Below are 26,851 nucleotides of genomic sequence, written 5' to 3' on the forward strand. Positions count from 1 at the left end.
TTTAGAATTTAAGGTTGATGTTAAAACCAATGTTGCGAACGGTAGGCAATGTCAAATCTTCCAAACCCTGGGCATTGCCGGTATTAAAGGCTACTTCGGGATCAATGTTCGGCACGTTTTTGTGGATAATCCATAAGTTGCGGCCCACTATAGAAACGGTAGCTGCCTGCAAGCCTACACTTTTAATCCATTTTGTGGGCAGGGTGTAACCCAGTTTCAATTCGCGCAGCTTTACGTATGATGCATCATACACAAATGCTTCATCCACGTTGGTAAAACCTTTGTAATAAGCCTGTGCCGGAACAATAGTGTTGTTGGGTGTACCATCAGCTTTAACGCCTTTAAATACCATACCATCGGTATATACCGTTTCGCCGTTAGGCGCCGCACCGCCATTGTTCACCTGAACTGCAGTACCGGATGTGTTATTAGCCGGATAGTAGTAGCTTAAACCGCCATTTGCTGTTCCACGACCGGGCAGGGTAGAGGCCAATACGCCGGTGTAAGTACCCGTACGGTTGGTGTTTGAGTAAATGGATCCGCCCACTCTGGCATCAACCAAAAAGCTCAGATAAATACCTTTGTAATTAAAGCTATTGTTGATACTACCCATCCATTTTGGCGTGTACTTACCTAAATATTGTTTGGTTGGGTTGACAACCGGTGTACCGTTAGCCGCTACAATAATGTCGCCATTGGCATTGCGCTGGTAAGCTGTACCAAATAGGGTACCATATGGCTGGCCCACAGCAGCAAGTACGTCTACCGTTCTGTTAGTGCCCAGTGTGTAGGTTTGTAAATTGCCTTCGTCAAACAGCGATATTACTTTGCTTTTGTTGGACGAGAAGTTGGTCATAATATCCCAGGTAAAACCCCTTGCTTTTATTGGCGTAACGCCAAGTTGCACCTCAAGCCCTTTGTTATTCAATTTTCCGCCGTTAATCAGCTTTTGTGTATAACCCGTAGCAGTACTCACATTTACATTTAAAATCTGGTCAAAGCTGTTGGTGTTATAAGCAGTTATATCCAAATGAACCCGGTCCTGGAAAAAGCCTAGTTCGATACCAGCTTCAGCAGAGGTTGTGGTCTCGGGTTTCAGGTCAGGGTTAAGACTGATGGTAGAAGCACTTTGCTGCGGATTGCCGTTAAATGGAGCCGTAAAGTTATAGGTGTTTATCAACTGGTAGGGAGTTAACGTAGGTTTACCAACTCTTGACAAGCCACCTCTTAGCTTAGCATAGGTCAGTACATTGCTTTTAATGTCCAGTGCTTCTGACAATACCAAACTTGCATTCACTGACGGATAGAAGTATGAAAGGTTGTTGATTGGCAGGGTTGAAGAGCGGTCGTTACGGCCGGTAATATTTAAGAAAGCATAATTTCTGTACCCAATCTGGGCTGACCCGAACAAACTGTATGTTTTAGTTCTTAGATAGTTGTTTGATGAAATCAACGGGTCGCGGGAGTTGCTCAAGGTATATAAACCGGGTACAGCAAGCTTAGGTGCAATTTGATCATTTTGCTCAAACAATGTACTGCTTATGTTGCCGCCACCTAAAAGGTCTATAGAAAAATCGGTATTAAGTTTTCCGGTATATTGTATGCGGGCTTCTGTGTTGGTTTCATTTACCAAATACGAATCCTCCTCATAAGAACCAAACGGGGTGCCGTTGGTACCATAGGCAACCTTAATTTTTCGTTTGTCATTATAATAATCCGTTCCGGTACGGAAGTTTGCCGAAAGGCCTTTAGCTAACTTATAGTTTAGCTCGATACTGCCGATTAGACGGTTTTTGTATTGGCTTGCCGTATTTTCATTTGCTACAAAGTACGGGTTAGAGTAGTAGCTGTTATTCCAGTTAAAGGTATTGCCGTTGGCATCACGATAGTTTTTAAGGCGGTTAACATCTACCTGGCGGCCAAACCAAATGAATTGCAACATGGTACTGGTGGCTCTTCTGCCATATGTACCCGGTAAGTTCGGTGCGTCGTCTTTGATATAATTGGCAATAGTAGTTACCGTTAATTTAGATGTAGGCCGGAAGGTGGTATTCACCATAAAGGAGTTGCGACCTAACGAACTGTTCGGCACTACGCCAGATTGATGCAGGTTGTTATAGGATAATCTGAAATCGAATTTATCGCCAGAACCCGCTATGGATACGCTGTTATTTAACGTAACGCCTGTTCTAAAGTAATCGCGAACGTTGTCAGGATGGGCTACAAAAGGTACAGCTTCGCCGTTTGAAAAAAACTGTGGAATTAACCGGCCGTCCAGCGGTGGGCCCCAGCTTTCGTCAACTCCGTCATTAATGCCGCCACCTTTACCGTCTACATAACTGAACCGGCCGTTTGAGCCTTGTCCATATTCGTTCTGGAAATCCGGTAGAACTTTAAGGCTAGAAAAGCTGGTGTTAGAGTTAATGTCAACCCCAATGCCTTTAGTTCCTTTACCCGATTTGGTTTTGATTAGTATCACACCATTAGCTGCACGAGAGCCGTACAGCGCTGCCGCATTAGGTCCCTTCAAAACGTTTACCGACTCTATGTCCTCCGGGTTTATGGATGCCAAAGCGTTAGGAAAATCACGTGACCCGTTGCTACCTTGGAACTGGCGGTTGTCAACAATTACACCATCTATCACAAATAATGGCTCGTTGTTATTACCAATGGATGTTTCGCCCCGGATAATGACGCGCGAAGAACCCATATCACCCTGGCTGCTGGTAACCTGCACGCCGGCAACTTTACCTGCAAGGGCATTGATGAAATTGGTTTCTTTAGCTTCAGAGATATCTTTAGATTTAAGACCCTGTACGGCGTAGCCTAAAGATTTTTTGTCTTTAGAAATGTTCAGTGCCGTCACTACAACCTCGTTCAGTGAGTTGCGTGTTTCTTCGAGTGCTACCTGAATGTTGGATTCATTTCCGGTAACTGTTATTTCGAAAGGGTTAAAGCCCAGATAGGTAAAACGAACGATGTCGCTCTTTTTAACGGTCAGCGTAAACTTACCGTCAACAGCAGTTTGGGTACCGTTAGTAGTACCTTTTACGGCAACGGTTACGCCGGGTAAGGGTACACCGTCTGCTTTGCCGGTTACAGTACCGGTTAGCCGGACTGATTGTGCCGAGGCTGTTTCTGTAAATGTAAACGCCAGAAATATGACTAATAATAGCTTGTAAAGTTGATTCATGTTGTTGATTGCAGTATGGTTTTCAGCGGTAAAGACATACTCATTTCTGTCAGTAATTCTTTACTGCCGGTAATAGGTGTTCAAAAAAAAGATGGTTTTACGGATGCAACATCCATGATGGTATTTGAGCTATTGGCAGCAACAGCACATGGAAGGAGCGGAGAGAGAAGGGGTGATTTGGCTGTTAAACCAAATGTGTTGATTTAAAAAATTAGGTGTTGTTTCCATTGTCTATGTTCAATATTATACCCTGTACAATTTAAGGACGCGTAATAATGCAGCAAATATAATATAAACTCTATAGAAATGGTAGTATTTATTTAATAATTTGATAAGTGCCTTACAAAATCGCGTTCTTGACTTTTCAGGGAGAGCATATTCTATAATATAGTTGAACTTGCTAAAGTGTTTTATTCCTCAAATTCTCTTAATCATTAAAAACAATAAAGGCTGCACTTGGCAGCCTTTATTGTTTTTAATACGTTTGTAATTCAAATAAATGCAGTATTTATTTAAATCACTGTATTTCAATTAATGAAATACGGATACAGCAGGGAAGTAATAACCTGTGTAAGCCACATCCTTTTTCAGTTGGCCGGTTACGGCGTCATGGAAGTATAGGTTATTGAAGCTATAATTAGTTCCATAACCTGATTGTACGGTGCTTACTTGCAGTTGGTTGGTTTGAGGATTATAACCTATACCGGCACCATACAATTCTTTACCAGTAGGTAGGGTGATAAATGCATTTTGCAGCGAAGCAGCATCGCCATCCAGGTAACGATAAATTGTTTTGCCGCCACTGAAAGATTTATTTTGAGCTAAGTATACTAAATTCTCTTTGGTTGAAGCCGTGATAGAACCAGGATGCCATGCACCCCATGAGCCAAATACCGTAAATGGTACGGTTACGGTTTGCACATCAAGTGTGGTTGGGTTTATTTTAACGAGCGACGTACCGCCTGCGGCCCACACAGCGCCGTCGGGTGTACGGGCAAAGCCAACTACCATGCCACTTATCTTTTTGGCTACACTATAGTCTGACGCATTTAGTATGATAACGCCGCCTGTTTGGGCCAAAACAAATACATAATTACCGGCTTTAATCATATCACCGGCCTGACCGCTGATTGCGTCGATTTTCGCACCTATTGTTAATGTAGTTAAGTCAAGCGGAAATACACCTTTCTGCGAACTCACTAAACCCTTATTGGCATCAATGCCTACAAACGCACGCCAGTCGTTACCGCCAGCGCTTGCTACGCGGCCGGTTTCTTTTAGGCTGTAAGCATCGGTAACCACAATAGGGCCACCTACTTTTGATACCAGGAACAGCTTGTTGTTAAAGATGGTGCCATACTCTAAGGTTGATGATACCGGGTCGAGCGTTTTGCCTGGGTTTTCTTTCGTATAAACGCTGTCTTCAAGTTTTTGTGTATCGTAACGGTAAAAGCCAACTGTACCGGTGCCATGGCCAAACCAACCTTCGTTGATCTGGAAAAAGCCATTCTCGTACTTACCCCATACATGTATGTTGTAGTTAACGGCCGTGCTGCCACCTGCATTGCTGGCTTTAAAGGCAATCTGATAATCGCCTCTGGCATCAGGTTTAAATGCCAGTACTGAATCGGTTCCCGTTGGTGCGCCGTTGACCGTCCAGATGTAGGTAAGTCCACTTTTTGTAGCCAGCTTAGGATGTAAGCTAACGCTTTGCCCAACGGTGATGGTGTCCCTACCATTGCCGGCCGGTTGCTGGGCAACCGGTGGTTCGGGCGTAATTTCCAAAGCCGTATCCTTTTTACAGGAGGAAATCCCTCCAATGAGCAATATGCCGAAAATGGTTAAAGATCTTTTAATCGTAAGTTTTTTGTGCATAATAGAATGTGATGATTTGTATATATAAATGAAGATTAGTTTTTAAGCAGGCTCAGATCGGCAATGCCCGATACTTCTGTTGAACACTCGCCCAGCCAGCCCATGTTGTACTGAATACCGGTTTGGATTTTTACAAAGTCGATACCCTTCAGGCTAACCGGCTTACCGCTGGCATCAACGGCGCGTGCAATATCGGCCTTGTCGCCGCCGGGCGTATTGTCGGCATAGCCAAAGGGAAAAGCTGCGCTGGTAATGTAGCTGGGGTTACTGTCGTCGATATTGCTTGATGGCAGCAGCGTGCCCGAGAGTGTGTACGTATTAGCGGTTAATGATTCAGGATAATAAGCTTGTGTATGAAACGCGTTGGTTTTCACCACACCACTTTTACCCTGACTGTCTTTCCAGGGCACATCGCCGGTTAACGGATTTGGCCTCGTGTAGGTAACGGAGTAATTGTTAACGTAACCCGGTTTGCCCGTTTCGCTGCCGGCCAGTTCATACCAGGTATCATCAGGCTTGCCGTTGCCATTGGTGTCCTGCATCACCCAAATCACGCCCGGTTCGGCGAAGGCGTTAAAGGCGTTGCCGTAAATTACGAGGTCGTCCTGACTATCGCGGTTCAATACCGTATGGTCAAAGCCAAACACCACATAACCGCCAAAGCCGCCTAACGATACTAAACCGCTGTTGCTCAACAAAACGCTGCGTGCTGCGGTTTCAGATGCCAGATCGGTGTTAATGTATTGCCCCGGTGCGGGTTGATACTCAAACAACTGGGTGACGTAGGTTTTACTTTGCTCCGTAACCGGCCGTATAGCAGCTTCTTTATCCGGTTCAACGGTACTATCTTTTTTGCAGGAATATAAAGAGGCTATAGCGCTTACCATCAGCATTAGGTTTCTTCCTCTTCGGAGTGTTGAAAATGGTTTATTCATATCTTTAAGGTGATTTAATACTTGAAAGCGATGTGGGCAGGTATATCGCCGGTAGTTACCTGCCATTTCTTTTTGCCGTTGGCATCAAAGCAATACAGCGTGCCTGGCGTTACATATTCTTTGGCATCGGTCAGGTAAACATCTTTGGTAAATGGATTAACCGCCAGGCCATACGGAACTTTAATTTGCTGGTCGGTGCCGTCGGTAATGAAAGACCGGTTGAGCTGCGTTTCATCCCGCACATTGATTAAGGTATAGGAGATGATATTCTTTTGCTGCGGATAATTCCATTCTGTGGCGCAGATATAGGCCAGGTTATCATCAATGCACAGGCTTGATGCGGCGATGTTAAACACCTTCTTTACCTGGTCGGTGCGGGTATCAACTACATACAGGCGCGAGGGTATATCATAATAATCGCCCCTTGAAGTTACGTAAAGGTCACCGTACCGGTCGGCTTTTACCTTGTCCAGGTTGATGGCTACATCAATTCGTTTAATCTCCTGAAACGATACAGGGTCAATAACCGACAAGGTACGCTCATAGTCAGGTGGACTATAGCCACCCGAATTGGCTACATACAACTTACCGTTTACCACGGCCATCTCCTCGGGTTGGCGGCCAACGGTTACAGTACGTTCCCGTTGCAATGTGGCCGTGTCTATTTCGGTAACAATGCCATTCGGCGCCTTTGGGTCGCCCACCTTGCCGAGGTAGGCGCTCACGTAGGCCTTGTTTTTATAAAAGGTAACATAACGGCAATTGTTAATATCAATCTGTTTGAGGCGTTTTCCAGACTTGGCATCCAGTACTTCCAGCTTATTGGATACGTTGACCACCACATAAAGCTTGCTGCCATAAATGCCGATGTCATTACCCACATCGCCCAGGCCCTTCACTACCTCGGGGTTGGCTTGGTTGTAAATATTGCGGCGGTAAACGCCTGTACGCAGGTCTACATAATCAAGCGAGGCCTTATTCATGTTCATGTTGCCCTCGTTGAGCAGGTACAGGCCCTGTATCGGGCTCGAAGGGTCGCCGGTGAAAACAGTTTCCTGCTGTTCGGGAATCACAGACGGATTTTTACGGCAGGAGCCGAAAAGCATATAGCCGGCAAGCAATATGCTGGTCACCATTAGCGACGGTCGGTCGAGTAAATTATTCATGATTAAATAGTATAACTGATTTTAATGCGGTAAAAGCGGCGGGGCAACGGGAAATTGGTGATCAACTCCCTGTCTTGGTTGAAGATATTGTTGATCTCCAAACCAAGCTTAATCGGCTTTCGATGCAGCATCGTATGATAGCCGAGTGTAACATCGTGCGTATAGTAAGGTTCCATGTAGTTATATACCTGGTTTTGATCAGTGCTGAGCTGATCGTATCGGTTGCCAACGTACAGGTAGCTGTAGTTGATGGAAAGCTGACGATAATCCGCACCAAGCGTTACCGAGCCGCTATGCGTCGGAATGTAAGGAATATTGTAGCGGCTCTTTTGCCCGTCGGTTACGTCGCGCGATTGCTGGTAGGTGTAATTAACCCCGGCATTCAGCACAATCTCCGAACCGGTGTTCCATGCTGATTGTATAGTGGTTTCAAAGCCTTTGATGGCTACGTTACCAATGTTATACATCGTCCACCTAAACAGGTTTGCGCCTGGTATGGCCACAATCTTATCCCTTACCTGGTTGTAATAAACATCTGCTTGTACCGATAAGTAAGCAAAAGCCTGTTGCTGGTAAGTATGATTATAGGTTATACCCACATCATACTGCTTTGCCCACTCAGGTTTGAGTTGTGTGTTGCCGATAGTGGTATAATACAAATCGTTGAGGGTGGGCAGCCTGAATATATTTTTATAGAAGGCACGCAAGGTAACATCCTGTTGGCCGCCGGGTTGCCAGCTCATTAACAGGCTTGGGGTGAGCTTTTGCTTGCGGCCGGCGCTGGCAAAAGCTTTTACCACATCATTAACCCAAGTGTGTAATAAGCTTCCCTGCAGACTAATGTCCTTTAGTTTTAGCTCGGAAGCCAGTACGGTTTGCAGCATATACCGGGTAGGGTAAGCAAAGCGGTACAGATCGGCATCCAGGTTGTTCCACTGGTAATCGGACGATAGGGCCACATCCCACGCGCCGGTAAGCCGGTAACGGTTTGCCCATGAGAAATAAAACTCATGCTGATAGAAGTGATTATCCGAAAACCCCGTTTTCTTTACAGTTTCTGGATCCAAATAACGCAGGTAATCGTTGGCATATTTTGCATTCAGTATGAAGCTGAACCGCTTGTTTACGTTGCTGTTGTAACTGCCTTGTAAAAACAGGTTGCGGTCCCATTGCCGCTGTGGATAGTCAAATTTATTGGATACCACAGGGCCCGGTAAGCCGCGGTTGGCAACAAAAGCATATGCTTTTACTCTCCAGGTGCTGCTGTCGGGCAGGGTACCGTTCAGCCCACCTTCAACACGGTAGCTGGCTACATCGGTGTTACTGCGGCTGGCGGTAGTATCAAACACTCCATTACTGGATCTGAATTTATACCGGCCATCGGTCTGTACTAATTCACTGCTTACGCTGGCCGATACGCGGTTCGTCAGCTTTTGCTCCCATAATATAGAAGGGTTCCAAAGGCCGAATGATCCCGTTTTGAACCCTGCTCGTAAGTGCGTGTGTTCGCCGGGTCTAAAAGTGGGAATTTTACTTTGCAGGTATATGGCGCTTGCTGCGGCAAAAGCCCTGGCCGGTTGTGAAATTTCGCTGCGCTGCCCGTTGTATAAGCTAATCTCTTCTATATTATCCAGCGAGAACCGGCCCAGGTCAACCTGCCCGTTTTGTACGTTGCCTAATTGCACCCCATCATAAAACACAGCTGTATGGTTGGTGCCCATACTGCGTACATTAACTGTTTTAAGGCCGCCTATACCGCCATAATCTTTCAGCTGAACGCCGGTCAGAAACCGGATGGCGTCGGCAACCGAAAAGCTGCTCATGCGTTCCAGCCGGGTAGAGGATAGCCGTTGCACAGGGGTGATGGATGGTTGGATAATGCGGTCTTTTACCGCATTGATGTTTACCTGCTGCAATTCATGCACTTTCGCTGTTGCGGCAGTATCTGCACGGCGGGATTGTGCCCAAACTTTGGGGCAGCACAAAAGCGTTGCGGCTAAACAAAGCGCAATTTTTTGATAAAGCAAATGCCGGCCTGTACGCACAGGCGCAAAAAGCATGTTGAATTCCATGTGTGTTGTGAGTTAATTCCCCACAGCAACCCGGAAACTGTACACCTAAAATGAAAAACAAGAAAAGTATCTCATTCCAGCTTCAATCCGCGAAAGCTATGAATTTATCAAGGCCTGAGGCAGGTATTCTGACTTGCTCTCCTGATCCGTCTTCCCATGCTCAACGCGGCACAGTGACTTTGGAATGGACTTCGGTATACAGAGCTTACAGCTGCGGGACAGTTCCGGATTTACACCGGATTCCCTTTTAATTTTTCGGCATAGCCAAAAAAACCTTAAGCGCCGCAAAACTACTACTTCTAAAGCGCAACGCAACTAATAATTAAAAATTAGCTTTTCACTTAAAAGCGGGCGTAATGATTAGAGGATAGAAAGGCTAGGTAAATTTGTACCATTTATTCCCGCTTTTGTACAAAAATCCCGAAAGCAGCCACTCTACCTTTGACATATCAACAAAAACAAAAATATCATGTCAAAAACAATTTTTATCACTGGCGCCTCAAGAGGATTTGGTAAAATATGGGTAGAAGCATTTCTAAAACGTGGCGATAAAGTAGCAGCCACTTCCCGCAACATAGACGGATTCAAAGACATTGCCGCACAATACGGCGACAACTTTTTACCGCTGCAACTGGATATCACCAACCGTGCTCAAGCCTTTGAAGTAGTTAACCAAGCCAAACAACATTTTGGTGGTTTGGATGTGGTGATCAACAATGCCGGTTACGGCCTGTTTGGCGCCGTTGAAGAAGTAAGCGAGCAGGAAGCACACGATGTAATAAATGCCAATATTTTAGGTACCCTTTGGGTAACACAAGCAGCGCTGCCCATCTTCCGGGAGCAAAAAAGCGGTCATATTATCCAATTATCAAGCGTGTTGGGCCAATGGGCGTTGCCAACACTGGGCATTTACAGCGCCACTAAGTTTGCCGTTGAAGGTTTAAGCGAAGCCCTTGCGCAGGAAGTAAAACACTTAGGCATTAATGTTACCCTGGTTGAACCTAATGGCTACGCAACCGACTTTGGCGGTGCGTCGGCTGTGCAAAGCCAGCCTATTGCCGATTACCAGCCGGTAAAAGCAGCTTTGGCCGGTGCCGAAGGTTTACAGCCGGATGATTACGGCGACCCGGAAGCTACCGTTGATGCTATTTTAAAACTAATAGATGCACAAAAACCGCCGCTGCGCTTTTTCCTGGGCAAAGTTGGCTTGCCTAAAACCCGCCGCATTTATAGCGAGCGCATTGCAGAGTGGGAGGAGTGGAACGAAGTAGCAGTGGCTGCGCACCGTAAAGCTGATACAGTAAGTAACCTTAACTAATTCAATAGCATGTCAAAAGTAATTTTCATCACCGGAGCCTCTAAAGGCTTCGGTAAATTGTGGGCCGAGGCCTTTTTAAAACGTGGTGATAGAGTGGTAGCCAGCGCCCGCAACACCAGCGCGCTGAATGATTTGGTGCAGCAATATGGGGATGCCGTGCTGCCTCTGCAATTAGATGTAAACGACCGCAATGCGGCCCTTAATGCGGTAAGTAAAGCAAAAGCACATTTTGGGCGTATCGATGTGTTAATCAACAACGCTGGGTATGGTTTATTTGGTGCGGTTGAAGAGACCACCGAAGAGCAGGCACGGGCCCAAATGGAAACTAACTTTTTTGGCGTATTGTGGATGACGCAGGCCGTGCTGCCCATTATGCGTGAGCAGCAGAGCGGCCATATAATTCAGGTATCGAGCTTTTTAGGTTTGGTAACACTGCCTGTATTGGGCTTATACAATGCCTCCAAGTTTGCAGTGGAGGGCCTGAGCGAAACACTGGCTATGGAAGTAAAAGATTTTGGTATCCATGTAACTTTGATTGAGCCTAACGGCTTTTCAACCGATTGGTCGGGCGCTTCGGCTATACAAACAGAAGCGATGGAAGCCTATGAACCAGTTAAAAAAGCTTTTGCCGAAGGTGCAGGTCCGGATGCCTGGGGTAAGCCCGAAGCAACAGTAGCGCCTATACTGCAGGTGGTTGACAGTCAGATCCCACCATTGCGTTTACTGTTGGGCAAGGTGGCTTACCATGGCGTAAAAGATGCCTATGCGCAGCGCCTGGCATCTGTTGAAGAATGGAAAGACGTATCGATAGCCGCGCACGGTCATTAATAATAAATTCATTTAACTGTTTCAAGAAGGCTGCGTTGCGCTATATTAGCGGCAAAGCAGCCTTGTTTATATGAAAAGCATGAAGCATTACAAAACGCTGAGCGCCCTGCACCGCGATAATGGTTTTCCGCAGCCAGAACATCCCCTGATCAGTATGTATCAGTGTAACCAAACCTGCAGCATAGGCGACCGGGAGTTTACCAGCGATTTTTATATGATCGGTTTGAAAAAGCTTAAAGCAGGTATTATTAAATACGGCCGTACTCGCTACGATCACGAAAACGGGTCGATGATGTTTATTAAACCGCGCCAGGTTGTGGAGCTCAAAGATCTGCATTTTGAAGAAAACGGCTTTTTGATTTTTGTGCATGAAGATTTTTTGAACGGGCACCCGCTGCATACCGAAATCAGGCAGTATCATTACTTTGATTATGAAATTAATGAGGCTTTGCACTTGTCGCCAAAAGAAGAAGAGATTATCTGGAACTTTTACCGCAACCTGCAAACCGAGTATGCAAATAATCTGGATGAATTTAGCCGCGAACTGATGCTCACTACAATCAGCTCTATGCTTAAATATGCACAACGATTTTATAAGCGACAGTTTATTAACCGTACGGACATGTCGGGCAAAATGGTATCCCGGTTCAATGATGTATTATCGGCCTACCTGGGCGATGGTCGCATCCATACCCAAGGCTTGCCTACGGTGAACATGATGGCCGATCAGTTGAACATATCGGCCCGCTATTTAAGCGATTTGCTGAAGCAGGAAACCGGCAAAACAGCTATCGAATTGATTCACATCTTCCTGATTTCGGAGGCCAAAAACCTCCTTGCTGGCGCCGAACATAATGTAGCCGAAATTGCGTACCAGTTAGGCTTCGAAAACCTGTCGTATTTCTCGCGCCTGTTTAAGCAGGAAGTTGGCCTGAGCCCCATGAAGTTTAAAAAGCAATTGGTGAGCTAATTAAAATAACCTGTCTGCTTACTGACTGCAAAACCGGTTACTGTCCACTTAAAAGAGAGGTACTTTTAGTAAGTAATGACGAATACATAGAACAACAAAGCCGGACACACAGCAAGTGAACGTCCGGCTTTGTTATGTAATATAGTGATGTAAGTATTAAAGTACTTGTTCTGTAAAGTAAGCTTGCAATGGTTCTGCCAGCAAAGGCTTGGCGTCGGCTACAAATTGCTGAAAGTGTGCCGACTGGTTATGTTTGTCAATGCTTTCCTGCGACTGCCATTCTTCCATCATTATAAAGGTAGTGGCCTCGTTCATAACCTGGTGTAAGTCATAACGTTTACAACCCTCTTCCATTCGTGTTGCTTCAACCAGTGGCTTAAAAATATCTGTTAGCGCCTGAACGGTATCGGGCTTGGCTTTAATTACTGCTGTAATATGGATCATGATGTTAGATGTTTAAATTCTGTTTAGTCACTGTTTTTCCTGAAAATATGCTTACCAGGTTTTTAACGGTTAGTAAACGCTGTCTGTTGCCAAAGGTAGCGCATTAACCATTTAGATGCTTGTACATTTTTGACTAAAAGTGGTACAATTTCACTCTAATTAACAGAAAAAGCACCTGCCAAGAGGTGCTTTTTTATTACCAGGTTAGCTATTTGCCAATTACAATTCGCTAAGTAATTCCATCTTTTTTTGATTGTATTCTTCCTGCGAGATAAGGCTGTTATCAAACAGCATTTTTAATTTTTTGAGTTTCTCGGTAAGTTCATCCGGCTTTTGCTCGGCCACCGGTGCAGGAGCCGGAGTTGCGGCTGGTGCTGGCTCCGCAGGTGCAACCGGTGTTGGTGCTGCGGTTACCGGTGCAGGCGGTGGTGTTGGAGGCGTTGCGGGTTGGGCCAGCGGTTTTTCCAAAACCGGCGGCAGGTTTTGCACGCGGTGCAGCTCTTCGCGCTTACGCTCGTTCTCGCGGCACTCCTGCGAATATTGGTATAACTTACGGGCCTGTACTTTAGGTAAGTAATCTACACCCATTTCGGCGCCTTTGGTTGTTTTAACCATAAATACCGCGCCTATAAATTCTTCATTTACCGTAATGTCGGCAATGTCTTTCCAAACAAAGTCAACAAACTTGATGGAAAAGCCCAGATTGGCAGGGGTAAAGAACAATACACGACGGTTGGTTACCACAATGCAATCCGGCATTATATTAACTACCGGTTTTTTCTGACAGGCTATGTATAAGGTTTCCTCTCCTTGAGGCAGCAATTCTTTCAAGCGGCTATATACTTTTTCAACCGCTTTTGGGTCCTGCTGGTCGTTCAAAAATTTTTCGATCATAAAATGATGATAAGTATTTGCTATCAAATGTAATAATAATCTGCCACTTATAAAGTTTCGGCAGGCAGTAGTTGTTCGGGCAAAAATTTATTTTTGATGAATGCCTTATCCTTCCAAAAGTACTGACTGGATCGTGTCACGAGTATAAATACCTGTACCAAAGTGTTCCGGGTGTTCCAACCTGTACCACTTTTTGCAAACGGCCTCTGCATGCTGCAAATGCCGTTTTAGGTGTACCAAAGTGTACCACCTGTTCCGGCGTGTACCGGTTTGTTCCGCTTTGTACCACTTTAAAAGTGGTACACCCAGCAGGTTAATTAAGCAATCAGCAAGTTACAACCACGTATATCTGAGAAATCGAACCGGCCCAATACCTCAAATGAGCCGTCGTCATGTACCTTGCCTAAATCCTGCGTTGCAATGAAAGCGCAGGAGTTGATGTTGGCCAAGTCGATTATATTAATGCCGCCTGTTTTGCCACCTGTAACGGGGCTTATTGGGTCGTTAGTGTCCCGGGTTTGGATACGCATCCAGGGCGGGCAATTGAATATGCCATCGCCTTTGGAGTAGGCCTGTGATAGCAGCTCCGTCATGCCATACTCGGAGTGAATAGCGTTTACGCCAAAGCCGCGGCATAATATGTCGTGCAGTTCTTCGCGTATGATTTCCTTGCGGCGGCCTTTCATACCGCCGGTTTCCATCACAATCAGTTCAGGAAAGTTGATCGGGTAGCGTTCCACAAAATCCAGCAGGGCAAAGGTAACGCCTATCAGCAGGGTAGGTTTCTTGGCCTGCTGTTGTTTAATTAACTGCTGGTAAAGCTCGTCGTGGTTATACAGGTAAAAGCCGCTATCCGGATTGCCCGATTGCTTAATCAGATCATCGGCCATATAAACCAGTGATGAACCAGCCCGCTCCAGATAGGCTGGTAGCAAGGCTAGAATGCAATATTGCTTTACATCGCCATAAAACAGCTCAAATGCTTTACGAAAACTCTCTGTATACCAGCTTACCTCGCTCACCAGGTGGCGGCTGGTAATCATGCCGGTGGTCCCCGAGCTGGTAAAGGTCACTTCCGGCTCACCAGGTGTGCTTAAAACTTTGTGCTGCTTGAAAAATTCTATCGGTAAAAAAGGAATGTCCTCAACACGTTTCACCTGTTGCGGGTCTACATTTAAACCGCCAATAAATTGCCGGTAAATAGCGTTGTTTTTTGCCTGATACTGAAACACCTGTAGCGCGGCTTCGGAAAATTGATCCTTTGTCTGAATAGAAAATATCTGCTGCTTTTGCGGCTTTTGCATAGGCAAAGATACACAGCTTTACGCCATTGGCTATGCGTTAATAAGAATTGATTACATTTTGAAAACAATCAAATCACCTATTTATACGTTACTTCGGTGATACATTTATGAAGCTTGCAATTGCTGCTTATAAATGCCAACTATTAAATTGAATATTACCATGATGAAAAAAATGAAACCACTATTTGTGCCGATGCTGATGAGTATGTTATTGCTGATTACCGCAACCTTAAATACCCAGGCACAAACCGCTACAAAAGAAAATGACAAGATACAATCGGCCGTTAAAGTATTACACGCTTTTTCAACCTCGGGTGAAAGCATTCCGCAGGAGCTGTTGAAAGAGACGGAAGGTATCGTAATTATTCCGGGTATGATAAACGCTGGTTTTGCAGTAGGCGGCAAACGCGGTAAGGGCGTGGCTATGGTAAAATTAGCCGATGGCAGCTGGAGCAATCCGGTATTTGTTACCCTTACAGGTGGTAGCTTTGGTTTCCAGATAGGCGTACAGTCAGTAGATTTGGTATTGGTTTTCCGTCACAAGGGGGTGTTGACAGAAGTTAAAAACGGTGACTTTACCATTGGTGGCGATATCTCTGCCGCAGCCGGACCGGTTGGCCGCAGCTCTACTGCCAGCACCGACCATAAGCTGGAAGCTGAAGTGTATTCATATTCCCGTAGCCGTGGTTTATTTGCAGGTATCAGTGTTAATGGTACTAACCTCGCTATTGATAAAACTGCGAATGCTAAGTTTTACGGTTCTGATATCACCTCCCAGCAAATTTTCGAAACAGGCAAAAGCACCAAGCCTGCTGTAGTAACATTGAAAGAAGCACTTAAGGGCTTATAAAAAAGCGATTTGTTAGATATATATAAAGCGCATCCTCATCACAGGATGCGCTTTTTTGTTACAGGCGTACTGATGTAGGTTTTTCGAACGCCTGCTTTACTAAAAAACCTGATAAGGCAGCTAAGCCGCCAACAAGTCCGCCAAGCAATCCCATAATTAAAAGTAAAAGTGTCCAGTGCGGTAAGTGAAACAAAGCAGCTACTCGTCCGGCCAGCATATTTTCGTTCGGTATGCTTTTTAGTAGTGCCAGTAATACCCATGCCGCAAATACGCCGCCAAACCCCGACCATACGGTTTGCCACGTGTTCTTGCCGAATAATATAGCGCTAACGAAGGCAATAATCGGCATTACATACCAGGGTAAAAATGGAACAAGCCCGCAAAGTGTGGTAAAAGCAAATATGAATAAGAAAAGCATGATTACTTTTTATTTAAGGTTAGGATAGATTTGATTCTGGTTGATTTTTCATTAGCCGATTGCAGGAACAGCAATGGGTTTAGTTGGCCGTTTTTCCAGGTTTGCAGCATGTCGGTATAATAAAAGCTGCCCGGGTTACCGGATTCGCCTCCGGGGAAGATACCATAGCCCTGCACCTTTGGGCCCAGTTGTACCACCATTCGCCACGACGGGCCATTGCCTCCGGTAATGGCGTTGATAACGCCGCCCGTTCCGCCCGATGCAAATTTGCCCGACCCCAGGCCATCTAACCCGGCCAGGTGTTCAACTTCTGTAAGGCGTACTTTGCCCCATTGCCAATTATCGCCGGGCTTGCCATGTTGGTTGGCCAACTCGTTAACGGCGGTGTTGAATGCCTGACTTACAATATCAGCAAGCGTTTCTTTTCCGGCAGTCTGGCTATTATCAAACCATTTGCTTTTGGGATCTTTTAGCAGGAGTTGTATGGTACGGTCTCGTGAGGGCCAGCGTAACTCGCGGTTGGCAGTGCCAAACTCATCGTTCCAGGTAAGGTTGTAAATGTAACTCCACCAGCTATTGAAAATACTGGCGCCAATTGATGTGGCGTCGTATCGCAAATCCCATCTCTTTATCAGGTTATAAGCCTGGTGCTGCGTAGCATCCAGTTTGCTTTCGTCAATATTATGGAGCAGGGTGGGTAGTATATCGTGTGCAGTAATACTATAATTATCCGTTTGCAGCAGGCGCATGCTATCGGCGGTGATATGGTTCATTGCACTTAACCTGTCGTTGATGCGTTTGCCGCGCTGGTACGATCCAAACTGCCAGTTGATGTAGTAGGGATAAGCAGCATCAGTTGATTCCTGGTTGGCCGAGCTTACAAAGCCACGAGCCGGGTTCTTAACTGTTGGGTTCTGCTCGTAGGGTATCCAGCCTTGCCAACTGTTTGCCGCATCCGTACCGTCCAATATAAACTTGCCCTGATCCTTAAACTTCAATGGCAATTTACCATTTGGCGTTATAGCAATATCATTGTCTGCACTGGCAAAAATAAAGTTCTGTGCTGGGGCGCTGTAATAACTAAGCGCCATACGGTAGTCGTCGTAATTTTTAGCCCGGTTAAGCAGATAAAACGTGCGCAACTCATTCGATTCATCATGCGCCACCCATCTTAAAGCGGTACCGGCCGGCACCGATTGTGGTGTTTTTTCGGGCTTTTGCTGGTTGCTTTCATATACTACCGGCCCGTAGTGGGTGTAAATAACATCTTCAACAACCGGCTGCTTTCCGCGTACGTTGATCACTTCAGCACGCCGCGTAGTTTTGTGCCATTGGTTATTATACCAGTACTCTTCTTTGGTGGCATCTTTAAATTTTATCTGGTACCAGTCCAGCACATCCGCATCCACATTAGTAACGCCCCAGCTTATTTTTTGGTTGTAACCGATGATGATGTGAGGCGATCCGGGTAGCGAAACACCATAAACGTTAATGCCGGGTGCATGCAACTGTATCTGGTACCATATTGATGGGAAAGTAAGATGCAGATGCGGGTCGTTTGCCAAAATAGGATATCCGCTTGCCGTTTTACTGCCCGACACTGCCCAGTTGTTGCTGCCAATACCTTCAATACGTTCTTTGGGCTTGTTGTTATTACCCCGCATCTGGGCCTTAAAACTTGCTGAAGGTTGCGGCACAGGCAAAGACTTAAAATTCCATTTCGTACCTGCCGGAATGATTGGTTCTTGCTGAAAGTTGCGATCCGGAAACAAATCCTGCGTTACCTTCCAGCCGAATTTGTTCAGTACATTGGTCATTTCCAGTTCGTCCGAGCCGCCGGCAAGCGTTTCTGACATTAGCTTTAATAAAAATGCACAATTAATCGGCTTCCATTCTTCGGGCTTGTAATTGAGTAGTTTAAATTCAAGCGGGTAGGTTGTTGGCGTAAGGGTGTGTATGTAGGTATTGATACCTTCCGTATAAGCCTCAATGGCTAGCTTGGTTTGCGGGTCTTTCATCATGCCGCGCAATGTGTTTTCGGCGCCGTAAACCATACCCATACGGCGGTGGTATCGGTCCATTTCCAGAGCTTTAGATCCAACCAATTCGGCTAATCGGCCCGATGCGCTACGGGTTTGGATGTCCATCTGCCAAAGTCGGTCGGTAGCGGTAATATAGCCCTGGGCATAGTAAAGATCATGCTCGTTATTGGCAAAAATGTGCGGTATACGATTTTCATCATACTGAATAATTACCTTATCCAGCAAGCCATCCAGTTTTAGTTCATGCGCTTTTTCAGACTGGCGGCTTTCTGCATTTTGCCAAAAGCCGCCAACAGGGTTTAAAAATTTGCCAAGCGGCGGTATGGGATCAAATTGGGTTTGCAGAGCCCATATAAGTAATATGGTTACAGCAATGGCAAGCAATGCTTTTACTATTTTCATGGAGTATCGTATAGGCGATGCAAGATATAAAAACGTTTGCATACAATTTTTAAGCGATTAGCGGCTTTGCATAGCCAATCTATCAACCAATAGCTTGCCGGTATGTTATCATTTTTATTTAAAAAAACTACTTTAGGCTCCTGAAGTTTTTATAAAAACAGCACACAAAATACCTTTATGGCACCCGCATCACCCCATCATAAACTCATCATTTACCAATTGCTCCCACGGCTGTTTGGTAACACAAATACCACTAATAAATTCTATGGCTCTATTGAAGAGAACGGCTGCGGTAAGTTTAACGACATTACCGGGAAAGCGCTCACCGAAATAAAGCACATGGGTTTTACCCACGTTTGGTACACAGGTGTAATTGAGCATGCTACCATGACCGATTATTCTGCCCATGGTATTACGCCCGATGACCCCGACGTGGTAAAAGGTCGTGCCGGATCTCCTTACGCAGTTACGGATTACTATGACGTAGCGCCGGATCTGGCCGTTGACGTGCCTAACCGCATGGCCGAATACGAAGCCTTGATTGAACGTACACATCAAATAGGTTTGAAAGTAATTATAGACTTTGTGCCTAACCATGTGGCCCGTACTTATCAATCAGACGCCAAGCCAGCAGGGGTTCGCGATTTTGGTGAGGATGACGACACGAATCAAGCTTTTAGTCCCCAGAATGATTTTTATTATGTGCCCGGGCATCCCTTTGTTGTACCAGGCGGATACAATCCCGGCGGAGATGAGTTTCAAAGCCCGCTGAAAGACAGGCGGTTTGATGAATACCCGGCCAAGGGTACCGGCGATGATGTGCATACGGCCAGCCCATCAATTAACAACTGGTTCGAAACCGTAAAAATTAACTATGGTGCAGATTTCCGGAATGGGTATCATACGCATTTTGATCCCATACCTCCCGTGTGGCATAAAATGCTTGATATCCTAACATTCTGGGCAGCCAAGGGGATTGATGCCTTTAGGTGTGATATGGTGGAGCTGGTACCTATTGAATTTTGGAACTGGATAACCACCCAGATGAAGCAACGCTTCCCTGACTTGATTTTTATAGGCGAAGCATACAATCCGAATGAGTATAGCAATTACCTGTTCGGAGGCAACTTCGATTATCTTTACGATAAAGTAGGTTTGTATGATGCCATTAAGCGCCTTACCCGTAATGAGCATGGTGCAAGCACCTGGGAAATCAATGCGGTATGGAACCATCACTGCCGTGGCTTTGACGAGCGCATGTTGCGTTTTATGGAAAACCACGATGAGCAGCGCATTGCCTCCCGTGATTTTGCTGCCGACCCGTGGCTGGCCGTACCGGGCATAATTGTAACGGCTACGCTGGCAAACGGGCCGGTTATGATCTACTTTGGTCAGGAGGTAGGTGAGCCGGCCGCAGGGGCATCAGGCTTTAGCGGTGATGATGGCCGTACCACCATATTCGATTACTGGGGTGTGGCCGAACATCAAAAGTGGGTAAATAATGGGGCATTTGATGGGGAAATGTTGTCCGAAGACCAAAAGCAGTTGCGTGGCTTCTACGCGAAATTGTTAAATATAACAGGAAAGCATGAAGCTATAACCAACGGTAAGTTTTATGAACTGATGGTTGCCAATCAGCAAAGTCCCGGTTTTAGCGAGAAAGTATATATGTATTTGCGCTATACCGAAAGCGAGCGCATCTTAGTGCTGGTAAACTTCAACCGCCATGACCATCATATGAACGTTAAACTTCCGACCGAGCTGCTAACCCAACTGTCAGTAAATGGCCCTGTAACCTTTACAGACTTGTTAAGTAATACTGAATTAAAAACAGACGATGTTTCTGAAGGTCTGTATGTTAATTTGAAGGCAATAAGCGGAATGCTACTGCTATTTTGATGATTAACTTATCGGAAATAAGTGTTTGCTTAACGTGTCGAAATTCAATCGCCCGATTACCTATCAGACGTATAAATTTTTGATGAGTATAGGTTTATCAATAATTTATTTGACTTTGTAAGCACTGTACCGGTTAATTTTTATTTCGGTATTGTAAGTATACACTTGTTTCTTATTTTCGGCGGTTGACTAAAAAGTAAACGATTAATTAAAATACAATGCGCCGTGGCTTGATAATTGGTAACCTTATAACAGAGAAACACGTTATAATGTCGTCAGAACTTTGCAAGAAGTGCTGTGCAAAAACCCTAATTATATTAAATGGAAGATAATATACCCCAAGCAGATCTTACACCTCCGGAAGTGCCTGCTACCAAACTGATTGAAGAGGAAGAGGAAGTATTTCACCACGTAAATAATCCTGTTGCCAGTTTAAAACCTATTGTAAAAAAATACCTGGGTGCCCCCAATAATGTGGAGCAAAAAGGTAACCGGTTTTATTTCACCGACGGCGAAGCTAAGGTAGAAGTGGTTGTCGTTACCGACGAGATAATCCGTGTGCGGATGGCACCACATGGCGTATTCCTCGAAGAGTTTTCATACGCGGTACCTAAGCTGGATGCCAAAGTTTCGGTATTTCATTTGCACGATGAGGAGCATGAATACCGGGTATCGACCAATACGGTAAACTGCCACATCAACAAAAAAGATTTCTTTATTTCATTTTCTGATAGCCAAAACCATATCACCAGCCAGGATGCTGTACAAATGCACTGGGAGGAGAACGTACAATTTGGTGGTTATTATGTATTCGGTACCAAAGTTTGTCACTCAGATGAAGCCTTTTTTGGATTGGGCGATAAACCGACCGACCTGAACCTGCGCGGCAAACGTTTGGTGAACTGGAATACCGATGCCTATTCCTATAACTGGAACCAGGATCCGATTTACCGTAGTATACCATTCTATATCAGTTTAAATGAAGGCATAGCGCACGGTATCTTCTTCGATAATACATTCAAAAGTTACTTTGACTTCGGTCGTGAAGACCATACCAAAACCAGCTTTTGGGCTGATGGCGGCGAACTGCAATATTATTACATCCACGGTCCGCACATGATGGATGTGGTTAAGCGTTACCATATCTTAACCGGTACACACCCAATGCCGCCACTGTGGGCGCTGGGTTATCACCAATGTCGCTGGAGCTACTATCCGGAATCAAAAGTAAAAAAGGTTGCCCAGGGCTTCCGTCAAAATAAAATTCCATGTGATGGCCTCTACCTCGATATTGATTATATGGACGGCTATCGATGTTTTACCTGGAACCGAAAGTATTTCCCTGATCCAAAAAGAATGATCAAAGAACTGGCGGCCGATGGGTTTAAAACCGTAGTAATTATTGACCCGGGTATCCGTGTGGATGATAATTACTGGGTATTTAAAGAAGGGAAGGAGAAACGCTATTTCTGCCGCCGGTCTGATGATTACTTTATGGAAGGCCATGTATGGCCGGGCCGTTGCCAGTTTCCTGATTTTACTAACCCCGAGGTGCGCGAATGGTGGGGCACCTTGTTTGAAGAGCTGGTGCAGATGGGTGTTGCAGGCGTTTGGAACGATATGAACGAACCGGCCGTATTCGGTTCCGGAACTTTCCCCGACGATGTGCGCCACCAGTACGATGGCTACCGCGGTTCGCACCGTAAAGCGCACAATGTTTACGGTATGCAAATGGTACGTGCGACCTACGAGGGTATGCGCAAGATCATGAAAAACAAGCGTCCGTTTACCATCACCCGTGCCGGCTATTCAGGCGTACAGCGCTTTACATCGGTTTGGACTGGCGATAACGTAGCTTCATGGGAACATCTGCGTTTAGGTAACGTACAGTGCCAGCGTTTATCTATGTCGGGCATACCATTCTGTGGAACGGATATAGGTGGCTTTAGCGGCGAACCTGACGGTGAGCTGTTTACCCGCTGGATTCAGATGGGTACTTTCTCGCCGTTTATGCGTGCACACTCTGCCGGTGATACCAAAGAGCGTGAGCCTTGGAGCTTTGGCGAGCCGTATACAGCAATCAACCGTAAGTTTATAGAGCTGAGGTATAAGTTGTTGCCTTACTTATATTCAACATTCTGGGAGCATCACCGTTATGGTTTCCCAATTTTGCGCCCGGTAGTAATGCAGGAGCAGGAGGAAATCAACAACCAGGCGCGCCAGGACGAGTTTACTTACGGCGATAAAATACTGGTTTGCCCGGTAATGGAGCCAGGTCAGCTTAGCCGGCATGTGTACCTGCCCAAAGGCGACTGGTATAACTACTGGGATAATCAGATGGTAGAGGGCGGCCGCGAAGTGGAAGTTGCTACACCGTTAGAGACTATACCGCTGTTTATAAAAGCAGGCTCGGTTATACCTGAATACCCGGTAATGCAATATGTTGGCGAAAAAGAACTGGAAGAAGTAAAACTGAACGTTTACTACAGCGATGTGCTGTCTAACTCCTTCTTTTTTGAAGATTACGGCGAAACCTTTGCCTACGAGCAGGATATCTACTCAGAGAAAAAGTTTGTAGTAACCGGTAAAGAAACCGTTCTTACCATACAGCAAAGTATGGAAGGTTTATACACGCCGCGTTATGAATATTATCGCTTTAACGTAATTGGTTTGCCGTTCAAACCTTCAAAAATCATAATTGACGGTAAAGAAGTAGCAGAGTTTACAGTAAATGCTGATCACTGCCTGGAGTTTAGATACACCAAAAACTTTAAGCAGATCGAAATTATTTAAGCGTTAATAACGCTCAATCATAAGCGCCATTGTTTGGAAGTAATTTCAGCACAATGGCGCTTTTTTTATGTGATGTTGCCGGGTAAATTGTTAGTATTGCATTACGTAAAACAACCAATAGCTTACGGTGTTCAGCAATGTATAACCGTAATTGTGGTTTTTTACGCAATTCTATCTACTGTATTTATGAAAAAAGAGCCTTAAAAAGGCTATCTGACTATGGCAAAACGAACCTCCAAAACCAAACCTGAGTTACCTGAACCCAACATTTCACAGGCACCGCAGGATGCAACGCCTTTTCCTGAATCCGAACCGGTAAAAAACGCTAAGCCGAAAGCTATCCGAAAAAAGGTTGCGCCCGAAGCGAATACCTTCCCGGAGTCGGAGCCTGTAAAAACGATCAAAACACGTAAAGCAAACACGACGGCTGCACCTGACGAAATGCCGGCCGGAGAAGTATCGATTAACACGCTGCTGACCGAAATACCGCAGAAAAAAGCCAGGGCTGCAAAGTCAAAAAAAGCACAGGCAGATGATACCCTTTCAGTAACGGCACAAAGTCTGCCGGTTATACCTGATACCAGCGAATCATCACATCCAATAACAGTATCGCTTAATCCCGTTGAAGTTTACTCACGCCTCACCGATTTCGATATCAGCCTGTTTAAATCAGGCCGTCACTACCGCTTGTATGAAAAGCTGGGATCGCATGTGGTAACACATAACAATGTTGTGGGTACTTACTTTGCTGTTTGGGCACCTAATGCGCAGTACGTATCGGTTATTGGTAATTTCAATGGTTGGAACCGGGGCACGCATCAGCTTAATCATCGCTGGGACTCATCAGGTATTTGGGAAGGTTTTATTCCGAATGTGGGTAACGGCGAGGTTTATAAATACTACATCCGTTCCAGCAGTAATGAAGATTTGGAGAAAGGCGATCCGTTTGCCCTGCGCTGGGAGGAGCCGCCGCACACAGCCTCTGTCGTAGCTGACACGTATTACGAATGGAAAGACAACGATTGGATGGCCAACCGTTATCAGCATAATGCGTTGGATAAGCCGTATTCGGTTTATGAATTGCATCTGGGTTCATGGGCCCGGAGCGAAGAAAGCCCCAATGACTTTTTAACCTATGAGCAGATTGCAGATAAGCTGGTGCCTTATGTAAAGGAAATGGGCTTTACTCACGTAGAGTTTATGCCGGTTATGGAGCATCCGTTTTATCCAAGCTGGGGTTACCAGATTAGCGGCTACTTTGCAGCAGCATCGCGCTGGGGACCCCCGCAGCAATTGATGAGCTTAATTGAGCGTTTGCACCAGGAGGGGATAGGCGTAATTTTAGATTGGGTTCCTTCACACTTCCCTGGTGATGCAAATGCCCTTTACAAGTTTGATGGTACGCACCTGTATGAGCACGAGGATGTGCGCAAAGGCTATCACCCTGACTGGACTTCTTACATCTTCAATTACGGGCGCAATGAGGTAAAAGCATTCCTGATCAGTAACGCGTTTTTCTGGCTGGACCGCTACCATGCCGATGGCTTGCGCGTTGATGGTGTGGCATCTATGCTGTATTTGGATTACTCCCGTAAACATGGAGAGTGGATTCCGAACCAGTATGGTGGTAATGAAAACTTAGAGGCGATAGAGTTCCTGAAAGAGTTTAACTCTGCCGTATACAGCACATTCCCGGATGTACAAACTATCGCCGAAGAATCAACTTCATTTTACGGTGTAAGTCGCCCGGTAGATGCCGGTGGTTTAGGTTTTGGCATGAAATGGATGATGGGCTGGATGCACGATACGATCAATTACTTCGGTAAAGACCTTGTATACCGCAAATTTCATCATAACCAGATTACCTTCAGCTTGATATACGCATTCAACGAGAACTTTATGCTGCCTTTTTCGCACGATGAAGTTGTATATGGCAAAGGTTCCATGATTAATAAAATGCCAGGCGACGAGTGGCAAAAGTATGCCAACCTGCGCTTGGTTTACAGTTACATGTTTACCCATCCGGGCACTAAGCTGATGTTTATGGGCGCGGAGTTTGGGCAGGTAGCGGAGTGGGATTTCGGTAAATCGCTCGACTGGTGGATTACTCAGTTCGATTGCCACCAGGGCATCAAAGAAGCTGTAAAGCAATTGAACCACCTTTACCGGAGCGAACCGGCTTTATATGAAAAAGCTTTTGAGCCGGACGGTTTTGAATGGATAGACGGCGGTAACGTAGAAGATTCTATACTGGTATACATGCGTAAAGGCCGTGACGCTGCCAACGATGTTGTGATAGCCCTGAACATGACGCCTAAGGTACATGACAACTACCGTGTAGGAGTACCACATGCCGGGCAGTGGCAGGAGGTCTTTAATTCCGATGCTAAGGAGTTTTGGGGATCGGGCATAAATAACCCATACCCGCTTGAAACGGAAAATGAAGGGTGGCATGGCCGTAACCAGTCCATAAATATCACACTGCCACCTTTGGGAGCAGTTGTGTTTAAACGAATCTCATAAAAAAGACGAATCAACAAAAAAGCCGGTTATTTAACCGGCTTTTTTGTTGATTGTAAGTGAACGCAATGGTTTACAAACTTGCCTTATACTCGCAATTAGCAATGGCCCGCTTATAATCCTCAATTGAGTCAAAGTTCAGGCAAAGCTTAATGGCTTTTTTATAGTAATTAATAGCTTCATCATAGTTTTGTGCATATTCTTCGAGGATGCCTAAACGGTAATTGATGAGCGCCTTATCCACCAGTGGGCGTTTAAGTGCTTTTTCGGCTATGGCGCGGGCTTTGTCCCACTGCTCCATGTTGGTGTACAGTACCATCAGGTTAATGTACGCATGCGGGTAGTTTGGGTTACTTTGTATAGCGGCCCGGTAATGGTTCTCGGCACGAGGGTAATCATCAAACTGTGTACGGTACAACCAGCCTAATGAGTTGTGAGCCTGCGCGGTGGCCGGCTCTTCTAAAATTATATTTTCGAGTAGTTGTTTAGCTTGTAAATAGTTGGCATTGCGTATTGCCTCTTCGGCTTCAAGATATATATCTTCCCAGTTATGCATGTTCGTATCGTTTAAGACAACATGCAATATACGAAATTTTGATGAGATTGGGTTCAGCTAAGTGCTGGCGCAAACAGAAATGCTTAGTGATAGGTTGATATAAGATAAAGACTTAGCCATGGCCTATAAATTCTTTTATCTGTATTTGGCAGGAGGGATCCTTGCTCTTATCTGGTTTATTTACAAACTGATGTTTCTCACATCGCCGGTAAACTTTGGTGTTGTTGTTCTTTATCTGATACCGGTGATTATATTATTTTACCTGGCTTATAAAGTATACCACGAGAAGAAGGATAGTGAGATTATGTAACTTAGCGAGGTATAAGCTTATAAATAAAAGAGCCGGACAAATGCCCGGCTCTTTTATTTATG

Annotated in this window: 21 protein-coding genes and 1 riboswitch; of the genes, 9 read left to right on the forward strand and 12 right to left on the reverse strand. The window is 45.4% G+C overall.

The features are described 5' to 3' along the window. Nucleotide 1: 1 nt before the first annotated feature. A complete protein-coding gene (locus tag KHS38_RS00240) occupies nt 2-3,193 on the reverse strand; it encodes a SusC/RagA family TonB-linked outer membrane protein (RefSeq protein WP_213485829.1) in 3,192 nt (1,063 codons plus the stop codon). Nucleotides 3,194-3,208: 15 nt separating this feature from the next. Here KHS38_RS00240 and KHS38_RS00245 point away from each other — a divergent pair, with 15 nt between their 5' ends. Continuing rightward, nucleotides 3,209-3,400: a hypothetical protein gene (locus KHS38_RS00245; RefSeq protein ID WP_213485830.1), complete on the forward strand. Its 192-nt coding sequence runs from the start codon at nt 3,209-3,211 to the stop codon at nt 3,398-3,400. Between the two features lie 324 nt (nt 3,401-3,724). Here KHS38_RS00245 and KHS38_RS00250 read toward each other — a convergent pair whose 3' ends face one another. Genes KHS38_RS00250 through KHS38_RS00265 form a run of 4 tightly spaced genes read right to left on the reverse strand, consistent with a single transcriptional unit; the run spans nt 3,725 to nt 9,241 of the window. Beyond that, on the reverse strand, nt 3,725-5,068 hold the full coding sequence (locus KHS38_RS00250; protein ID WP_213485832.1) for a DUF5074 domain-containing protein: 1,344 nt from the start codon (nt 5,066-5,068) through the stop codon (nt 3,725-3,727). A gap of 35 nt (nt 5,069-5,103) precedes the next feature. Continuing rightward, entirely contained in the window at nt 5,104-6,003 is a 900-nt protein-coding gene (locus tag KHS38_RS00255) for a cell surface protein (protein ID WP_213485833.1), read from the reverse strand. Nucleotides 6,004-6,017: 14 nt separating this feature from the next. Then, complete coding sequence (locus KHS38_RS00260; protein WP_249665230.1) at nt 6,018-7,169, reverse strand: YncE family protein; 1,152 nt, start codon at nt 7,167-7,169, stop codon at nt 6,018-6,020. Between the two features lie 2 nt (nt 7,170-7,171). Further along, complete coding sequence (locus tag KHS38_RS00265) at nt 7,172-9,241, reverse strand: TonB-dependent receptor plug domain-containing protein (protein ID WP_213485835.1); 2,070 nt, start codon at nt 9,239-9,241, stop codon at nt 7,172-7,174. 101 nt (nt 9,242-9,342) lie between these two features. Then, a riboswitch (cobalamin riboswitch) is annotated at nt 9,343-9,534 on the reverse strand. 176 nt (nt 9,535-9,710) lie between these two features. On the opposite strand from KHS38_RS00265, the gene KHS38_RS00270 reads away from it, so the two are divergent. From KHS38_RS00270 to KHS38_RS00280, 3 genes are all read left to right on the forward strand, one after another. Then, nucleotides 9,711-10,559, forward strand: a complete 849-nt coding sequence (locus KHS38_RS00270) for an SDR family NAD(P)-dependent oxidoreductase (protein ID WP_213485837.1) — start codon at nt 9,711-9,713, stop codon at nt 10,557-10,559. Nucleotides 10,560-10,568: 9 nt separating this feature from the next. Beyond that, a complete protein-coding gene (locus KHS38_RS00275; protein WP_213485839.1) occupies nt 10,569-11,387 on the forward strand; it encodes an SDR family NAD(P)-dependent oxidoreductase in 819 nt (272 codons plus the stop codon). Between the two features lie 70 nt (nt 11,388-11,457). Beyond that, on the forward strand, nt 11,458-12,357 hold the full coding sequence (locus KHS38_RS00280) for a helix-turn-helix domain-containing protein (RefSeq protein ID WP_249665231.1): 900 nt from the start codon (nt 11,458-11,460) through the stop codon (nt 12,355-12,357). Between the two features lie 156 nt (nt 12,358-12,513). On the opposite strand, the gene KHS38_RS00285 is transcribed toward KHS38_RS00280, so the two are convergent. The 4 genes from KHS38_RS00285 to KHS38_RS00300 form a co-directional block, all read right to left on the reverse strand. After that, nucleotides 12,514-12,801 (reverse strand): putative quinol monooxygenase, encoded by a 288-nt coding sequence (locus KHS38_RS00285; RefSeq protein ID WP_213485841.1) that lies wholly within the window; start codon nt 12,799-12,801, stop codon nt 12,514-12,516. Between the two features lie 219 nt (nt 12,802-13,020). Beyond that, nucleotides 13,021-13,695: a PH domain-containing protein gene (locus tag KHS38_RS00290; RefSeq protein ID WP_213485843.1), complete on the reverse strand. Its 675-nt coding sequence runs from the start codon at nt 13,693-13,695 to the stop codon at nt 13,021-13,023. A 47-nt stretch (nt 13,696-13,742) separates the two neighbouring features. Then, a complete protein-coding gene (locus KHS38_RS00295) occupies nt 13,743-13,907 on the reverse strand; it encodes a hypothetical protein (RefSeq protein WP_213485845.1) in 165 nt (54 codons plus the stop codon). 105 nt (nt 13,908-14,012) lie between these two features. Then, nucleotides 14,013-14,999, reverse strand: a complete 987-nt coding sequence (locus KHS38_RS00300; protein WP_213485847.1) for a LuxE/PaaK family acyltransferase — start codon at nt 14,997-14,999, stop codon at nt 14,013-14,015. 172 nt (nt 15,000-15,171) lie between these two features. On the opposite strand from KHS38_RS00300, the gene KHS38_RS00305 reads away from it, so the two are divergent. Continuing rightward, the gene (locus tag KHS38_RS00305; RefSeq protein WP_249665232.1) at nt 15,172-15,849 is read left to right on the forward strand and encodes a lipid-binding SYLF domain-containing protein; all 678 of its coding nucleotides are present in this window, start codon (nt 15,172-15,174) and stop codon (nt 15,847-15,849) included. 58 nt (nt 15,850-15,907) lie between these two features. On the opposite strand, the gene KHS38_RS00310 is transcribed toward KHS38_RS00305, so the two are convergent. Together KHS38_RS00310 and KHS38_RS00315 are read right to left on the reverse strand one after the other, a co-directional pair. Beyond that, nucleotides 15,908-16,267, reverse strand: coding sequence for a hypothetical protein (locus KHS38_RS00310; RefSeq protein ID WP_213485849.1), 360 nt, complete (start codon nt 16,265-16,267; stop codon nt 15,908-15,910). Nucleotides 16,268-16,269: 2 nt separating this feature from the next. Next, nucleotides 16,270-18,711, reverse strand: a complete 2,442-nt coding sequence (locus KHS38_RS00315; protein WP_213485855.1) for a penicillin acylase family protein — start codon at nt 18,709-18,711, stop codon at nt 16,270-16,272. Between the two features lie 177 nt (nt 18,712-18,888). Between KHS38_RS00315 and KHS38_RS00320 the strand changes: the two genes are divergently transcribed. The 3 genes from KHS38_RS00320 (at nt 18,889) to glgB (ending at nt 25,926) form a co-directional block, all read left to right on the forward strand. Next, a complete protein-coding gene (locus KHS38_RS00320) occupies nt 18,889-20,610 on the forward strand; it encodes an alpha-amylase family glycosyl hydrolase (protein WP_213485857.1) in 1,722 nt (573 codons plus the stop codon). Nucleotides 20,611-20,931: 321 nt separating this feature from the next. After that, the gene (locus KHS38_RS00325; protein WP_213485860.1) at nt 20,932-23,403 is read left to right on the forward strand and encodes a glycoside hydrolase family 31 protein; all 2,472 of its coding nucleotides are present in this window, start codon (nt 20,932-20,934) and stop codon (nt 23,401-23,403) included. A gap of 219 nt (nt 23,404-23,622) precedes the next feature. Beyond that, a complete protein-coding gene (gene glgB / locus KHS38_RS00330; RefSeq protein ID WP_249665233.1) occupies nt 23,623-25,926 on the forward strand; it encodes a 1,4-alpha-glucan branching protein GlgB in 2,304 nt (767 codons plus the stop codon). A gap of 70 nt (nt 25,927-25,996) precedes the next feature. On the opposite strand, the gene KHS38_RS00335 is transcribed toward glgB, so the two are convergent. Next, a complete protein-coding gene (locus KHS38_RS00335) occupies nt 25,997-26,479 on the reverse strand; it encodes a tetratricopeptide repeat protein (protein WP_213485863.1) in 483 nt (160 codons plus the stop codon). A gap of 118 nt (nt 26,480-26,597) precedes the next feature. On the opposite strand from KHS38_RS00335, the gene KHS38_RS00340 reads away from it, so the two are divergent. Continuing rightward, nucleotides 26,598-26,789 carry a hypothetical protein gene (locus tag KHS38_RS00340; RefSeq protein ID WP_213485866.1) on the forward strand — a complete coding sequence of 64 codons (192 nt, stop codon included), beginning with the start codon at nt 26,598-26,600 and terminating at the stop codon, nt 26,787-26,789. The last annotated feature ends 62 nt before the right edge of the window (nt 26,790-26,851 follow it).

Origin of the sequence: Mucilaginibacter sp. Bleaf8, assembly GCF_018390515.1 — a bacterium.
GTDB lineage: Bacteria > Bacteroidota > Bacteroidia > Sphingobacteriales > Sphingobacteriaceae > Mucilaginibacter.

What these genes read in the sequence shown, in the direction of transcription:
- KHS38_RS00240 (WP_213485829.1), bottom strand. Translation starts at nt 3,193, where the DNA reads ATGAATCAACTTTACAAGCTATTATTAGTCATATTTCTGGCGTTTACA.
- KHS38_RS00245 (WP_213485830.1), top strand. Translation starts at nt 3,209, where the DNA reads ATGGTTTTCAGCGGTAAAGACATACTCATTTCTGTCAGTAATTCTTTA.
- KHS38_RS00250 (WP_213485832.1), bottom strand. Translation starts at nt 5,068, where the DNA reads ATGCACAAAAAACTTACGATTAAAAGATCTTTAACCATTTTCGGCATA.
- KHS38_RS00255 (WP_213485833.1), bottom strand. Translation starts at nt 6,003, where the DNA reads ATGAATAAACCATTTTCAACACTCCGAAGAGGAAGAAACCTAATGCTG.
- KHS38_RS00260 (WP_249665230.1), bottom strand. Translation starts at nt 7,169, where the DNA reads ATGAATAATTTACTCGACCGACCGTCGCTAATGGTGACCAGCATATTG.
- KHS38_RS00265 (WP_213485835.1), bottom strand. Translation starts at nt 9,241, where the DNA reads ATGGAATTCAACATGCTTTTTGCGCCTGTGCGTACAGGCCGGCATTTG.
- KHS38_RS00270 (WP_213485837.1), top strand. Translation starts at nt 9,711, where the DNA reads ATGTCAAAAACAATTTTTATCACTGGCGCCTCAAGAGGATTTGGTAAA.
- KHS38_RS00275 (WP_213485839.1), top strand. Translation starts at nt 10,569, where the DNA reads ATGTCAAAAGTAATTTTCATCACCGGAGCCTCTAAAGGCTTCGGTAAA.
- KHS38_RS00280 (WP_249665231.1), top strand. Translation starts at nt 11,458, where the DNA reads ATGAAAAGCATGAAGCATTACAAAACGCTGAGCGCCCTGCACCGCGAT.
- KHS38_RS00285 (WP_213485841.1), bottom strand. Translation starts at nt 12,801, where the DNA reads ATGATCCATATTACAGCAGTAATTAAAGCCAAGCCCGATACCGTTCAG.
- KHS38_RS00290 (WP_213485843.1), bottom strand. Translation starts at nt 13,695, where the DNA reads ATGATCGAAAAATTTTTGAACGACCAGCAGGACCCAAAAGCGGTTGAA.
- KHS38_RS00295 (WP_213485845.1), bottom strand. Translation starts at nt 13,907, where the DNA reads ATGCAGAGGCCGTTTGCAAAAAGTGGTACAGGTTGGAACACCCGGAAC.
- KHS38_RS00300 (WP_213485847.1), bottom strand. Translation starts at nt 14,999, where the DNA reads ATGCAAAAGCCGCAAAAGCAGCAGATATTTTCTATTCAGACAAAGGAT.
- KHS38_RS00305 (WP_249665232.1), top strand. Translation starts at nt 15,172, where the DNA reads ATGAAACCACTATTTGTGCCGATGCTGATGAGTATGTTATTGCTGATT.
- KHS38_RS00310 (WP_213485849.1), bottom strand. Translation starts at nt 16,267, where the DNA reads ATGCTTTTCTTATTCATATTTGCTTTTACCACACTTTGCGGGCTTGTT.
- KHS38_RS00315 (WP_213485855.1), bottom strand. Translation starts at nt 18,711, where the DNA reads ATGAAAATAGTAAAAGCATTGCTTGCCATTGCTGTAACCATATTACTT.
- KHS38_RS00320 (WP_213485857.1), top strand. Translation starts at nt 18,889, where the DNA reads ATGGCACCCGCATCACCCCATCATAAACTCATCATTTACCAATTGCTC.
- KHS38_RS00325 (WP_213485860.1), top strand. Translation starts at nt 20,932, where the DNA reads ATGGAAGATAATATACCCCAAGCAGATCTTACACCTCCGGAAGTGCCT.
- glgB (WP_249665233.1), top strand. Translation starts at nt 23,623, where the DNA reads ATGGCAAAACGAACCTCCAAAACCAAACCTGAGTTACCTGAACCCAAC.
- KHS38_RS00335 (WP_213485863.1), bottom strand. Translation starts at nt 26,479, where the DNA reads ATGCATAACTGGGAAGATATATATCTTGAAGCCGAAGAGGCAATACGC.
- KHS38_RS00340 (WP_213485866.1), top strand. Translation starts at nt 26,598, where the DNA reads ATGGCCTATAAATTCTTTTATCTGTATTTGGCAGGAGGGATCCTTGCT.